The 3,984-nt window shown below is 53.3% G+C and carries 5 protein-coding genes; all 5 read right to left on the bottom strand.

Annotated elements, in window-relative coordinates; translation table 11 throughout:
- Window positions 1-65: 65 nt before the first annotated feature.
- The gene (gene rlmC / locus EQY_RS0122625; RefSeq protein WP_001149760.1) at window positions 66-1,193 is read right to left on the bottom strand and encodes a 23S rRNA (uracil(747)-C(5))-methyltransferase RlmC; all 1,128 of its coding nucleotides are present in this window, start codon (window positions 1,191-1,193) and stop codon (window positions 66-68) included.
- A 40-nt stretch (window positions 1,194-1,233) separates the two neighbouring features.
- Window positions 1,234-1,722, bottom strand: a complete 489-nt coding sequence (locus EQY_RS0122620) for a YbjO family protein (protein ID WP_000389254.1) — start codon at window positions 1,720-1,722, stop codon at window positions 1,234-1,236.
- 59 nt (window positions 1,723-1,781) lie between these two features.
- Complete coding sequence (gene potI, locus EQY_RS0122615) at window positions 1,782-2,627, bottom strand: putrescine ABC transporter permease PotI (protein ID WP_001061680.1); 846 nt, start codon at window positions 2,625-2,627, stop codon at window positions 1,782-1,784.
- Window positions 2,624-3,568, bottom strand: coding sequence for a putrescine ABC transporter permease PotH (potH, locus tag EQY_RS0122610; protein WP_000105411.1), 945 nt, complete (start codon window positions 3,566-3,568; stop codon window positions 2,624-2,626). Before potH ends, potI begins: the two co-directional genes overlap by 4 nt.
- Window positions 3,569-3,577: 9 nt before the next feature.
- Window positions 3,578-3,984: TOBE domain-containing protein (locus tag EQY_RS0122605; protein ID WP_000308950.1), on the bottom strand; the 407-nt coding region annotated here is incomplete at its 5' end.

The raw sequence follows: 3,984 nt of genomic DNA, 5'->3' as shown, positions 1-3,984 counted from the left end.
CACGCCGCATCCGGCATGAACAAAGCGCACCAGGTCTGCGATCTGAAGCCGCAGATGCGGCTTTTTTATTGCTTCACCAGCAGCGTAAGCACTTCATAATGTGCGGTGTGGGGGAACATATCGAAAAGCTGTACCCGCTCAATGCGATATCCTGGTAGTTCGCGGATATCTTTCGCCATCGTTTGGGCGTTACAGCTTGAGTAGATAATAAAACGCGGTGCCATCGTCGAAAGATAATCACACAGCGGTTTACCAATGCCGCGACGCGGTGGATTAACCAGCACCAGCTCCGGCACTTCACCCTGAGCAGTGGCAAACTGAGTGGAGTCCAGCGCCTGAAATTGCAGACGCGTTAGAGCCAGTTCAGCAGCAGATTGTTTCGCACAGGCTATCGCTTCTGGCGCAATTTCAATCCCCGTTAGCTGCATTTCTGGCGTTGCGCAATGCAAACCAAAACCACCAACGCCGCAGAACAGATCCCACATATGATTTACCGGCAATTGCCGCACCCAGTCACGCGCGGTGGCGTACAGCTGGCTGGCGACCGCCGGATTAGTCTGGAAGAAACTTTGCGGGCGGATCCACAGCGGCACGTCATTAAAACGCTCTGCCAGCGCCTGCTGTTCGGTCAGGTAGATCTCCGTCTCCCCTTCCATTATCGCCATATGCACTGGCTGAATATTGACGGTAATGACTTTTAGCTGCGGCAGTTGCGCCTGTAACCACGGCAGCGCCTTACGCAGTTGCGCCAGCTTGGTTTCAGAGCGCAGTACAAAGCGCAGCATCATACCGCCATCCATCTGGCTTTCAGTCAGCAGAATATATTTCAGTTCGCCACGCTTGCGCGCCACGTTGTAGGGCGTCAGCCCCGCACGGGCGATAAACGGTTTTAGCGCCGCAAAAACAGGCGCAAATGAGGCAGGGTAAAGCGGACAGTCGCAAAGATCTTCTGGCGTACCGTCGCGGTGTAGCATTCCGAGCAGTGGTTTTTCAACGCTACCACTCACCACCATTTTGGCTTTATTGCGAAACCCTTGTTCCGGGCCAGACACCGGCGCGCACCATTCCGCGACCGGAAAATCGGCCAACAGATTTTTAAGATCGGTGGTTTTAGCGGAGAGTTGCTCTGGAATCGGCTGCGTTATCCACTGACAGGAGCGGCAGCGACCCGCGTCGTAAAGTGCGCACTGCATACATTGACCTTCACATCATCAGGGGCGAGGATTATACACATTATTGCAACTGGAAGAACCGCCGACTGGTGGCGGGAACAAACAGCAGCAATAAGATGAGCATGTCCGGCAGCTTTTGTAACATCAGACTATGGAAGATTTCGCGTTTCGATTCACCGGGAATGCTGAACAGCTCAGGGTAACCATAACCGAGCGAAGCTGCCCACAGATAACTGGCGGCCGTGATTTGCGTCAGCAGATACAGCCAGCGCGCCAGGCGACGCCCTTTCACTAGCGAAAACGCACACCAGATTTCAATAAAAACCAGCGCAAGGCTGCTTAGAAAGACCAGCGTTAAACTCCAGGTTTGTACGCTGCGATGTATGAACTCGCCGATACCGCGCACGCCCAGCGTATTGAAAATCATCAGCACGTCGAGGCCACGGATCATAATAATGGCGAGCGCCGCCACCTGCACCAGTGCAGGCACATTCAGGCGAGCATGTGATGAAGATGTTTTCTTAAAAAATCCCAACGTTTCGTCTTCCATGAAAACAATGCCGCGACATGCGCGGCATTATGTAGCCAGGTTGGCAAATTTTAGTGTCTTCAGCCACGTCTTGCACGCTGGATATCGCGTATCCGCTGCTTTTCTGCGCGCGCCATTAAATACCAGGCGATAAATCCGACAATTCCTACCGCGCCGAGAATCAATGTTGCCAGGGCGTTGATTTCCGGATTCACCCCCATCCGCACACTGGAAAAGACCAGCATCGGTAAGGTGGTGGCTCCCGGCCCGGAAACAAAGCTGGCGATCACCAGATCATCAAGCGACAGAGTAAAAGCCAGTAACCAGCCAGAAATGATCGCCGGCATGATCATCGGTAGTGTAATGACGAAAAACACCTTCAGCGGCGTCGCGCCGAGATCCATCGCCGCTTCTTCAATGGAGCGATCCAGTTCCCGCAGACGCGAAGAAATAACAACTGCCACATAAGCCGTACAGAAAGTCACGTGCGCCAGCCAGATAGTTAACATACCGCGATCGGCAGGCCAGCCGATCGCATGAGCAAGAGCAACGAACAATAACAACAGCGACAGGCCAGTGATCACATCCGGCATGACTAGCGGCGCGGTGATCATAAAGGCAAAGCCATTTGATCCACGAAACCTGCCAAAGCGCACCAGCACAACCGCCGCGATAGTTCCAAGAATTGCCGCCGCCGTCGCCGCACAGGCGGCAATCGTCAGACTTAAGCCGACCGCACTCATCATCGCATTATCACGCAATAACTCGCCGTACCAGCGCGTTGACCAACCGGCCCACACCGTCACCAGCTTCGAACTGTTAAATGAATAGATGACCAGCATCAGCATCGGCGCATAGAGAAAGGTGAAGCCCAGCAACAAAATCACCATTCGCCAGGGCGAACGAACGACCGGTAAATTATTCATCCGTGTTCCCCCACGCTTTTTTGCTGATATTTGTGGAACCACATAATTGGCACAATCAGCAGCAATAACATAACGATTGCCACCGCTGAGGCCACCGGCCAGTCACGGTTATTGAAAAACTCCTGCCACAGAACGCGCCCGATCATGATGCTGTCCGGGCCGCCGAGCAGTTCCGGGATCACAAACTCACCCACCGCCGGAATGAAAACCAGCATCGATCCGGCGATAATCCCACCTTTGGTAAGCGGCACAATCACCGTAAAGAAAGTCTTCAGCGGACGCGCGCCGAGATCCAGCGCGGCTTCCACCAGCGAATAATCAATGCGAGTTAACGCGGTGTAGATAGGCAACACCATAAACGGCACATAGGCGTAAACAATGCCGATATAAACGGCCAGATTGGTATGCAGAATGGTCAGCGGCTGATCGATAACCCCCAGCCACAGCAGGAAATTATTCAGCACGCCATTGTTTTTTAGTATCCCCATCCAGGCGTAAACGCGGATCAAAAATGAGGTCCACGAAGGCAGGATCACCAGCAGCAATAAGATATTGCGGGTCGAAGGTTTACTGTGCGCCACTGCCCACGCCAGCGGATAGCCGAGCAATAAGCAACAAACGGTCGAAATCGCCGCCACCTGTAACGACTGGAGATAAGCATCGAAATAGAGCGGATCGTCAGTCAGTTGCAGGAAATTGCCGAGATTGAGGGTGACAGACAGTTGCCCGTCAGCCCACTCCATCAGTTCGGTATAAGGCGGAATGGCGCGCGCCATCTCAGCCAGGCTTATTTTAAAGACGATAAGAAATGGCAGCAGAAACAACAAAATCAACCAGATATACGGCAGCGCAATCACCAGTTTGCGCCCGTGCTTCATTTGCCACTGTGTAAGCCACTGCTTTAATCCGCCCGGCTGGGCAGCAGGTTCAAGTGTACTCATCTTTGCTCCTTAAACCGTCAGCACCACACAACTGTCTGATTCCCAGCACAAACGAACTTCATCGCCCCAGGTCGGTAACCCTTTGCGAAAACGATGGGCGTTTTGTAACTGGGCGCTGATCATCTGCCCGCTTTTCAGGCGGACATGATAAACAGACAAATCACCGAGATAGGCAATATGTGTCACCTCTCCCACTGCAAAATTGCAGCCATCAGCAGGCGGTTCGTCACAGAGCATGATTTTTTCCGGACGCAGCGCCACATGCACTGGCACGTTATCGACCACCGAGGCATCCGCGTCGACTTTCAGCGGATGCACCAGCCCCGGCGAATAAAGCACCAGACCATCTTCCTGACGCTCTTTGAGTACGCCTTCAAAGACGTTTACCGATCCAATAAATTCGGCGCTATAGCGGG

It is taken from the genome of Escherichia sp. TW14182 (assembly GCF_000208525.1).
Taxonomy (GTDB): domain Bacteria; phylum Pseudomonadota; class Gammaproteobacteria; order Enterobacterales; family Enterobacteriaceae; genus Escherichia; species Escherichia ruysiae.
The sequence above is the reverse complement of the archived record's forward strand: the minus strand, read 5'-3'. Positions and strand labels throughout refer to the sequence as shown.

What these genes read in the sequence shown, in the direction of transcription:
- potH (WP_000105411.1), bottom strand. Translation starts at nt 3,568, where the DNA reads ATGAGTACACTTGAACCTGCTGCCCAGCCGGGCGGATTAAAGCAGTGG.
- potI (WP_001061680.1), bottom strand. Translation starts at nt 2,627, where the DNA reads ATGAATAATTTACCGGTCGTTCGTTCGCCCTGGCGAATGGTGATTTTG.
- rlmC (WP_001149760.1), bottom strand. Translation starts at nt 1,193, where the DNA reads ATGCAGTGCGCACTTTACGACGCGGGTCGCTGCCGCTCCTGTCAGTGG.
- EQY_RS0122620 (WP_000389254.1), bottom strand. Translation starts at nt 1,722, where the DNA reads ATGGAAGACGAAACGTTGGGATTTTTTAAGAAAACATCTTCATCACAT.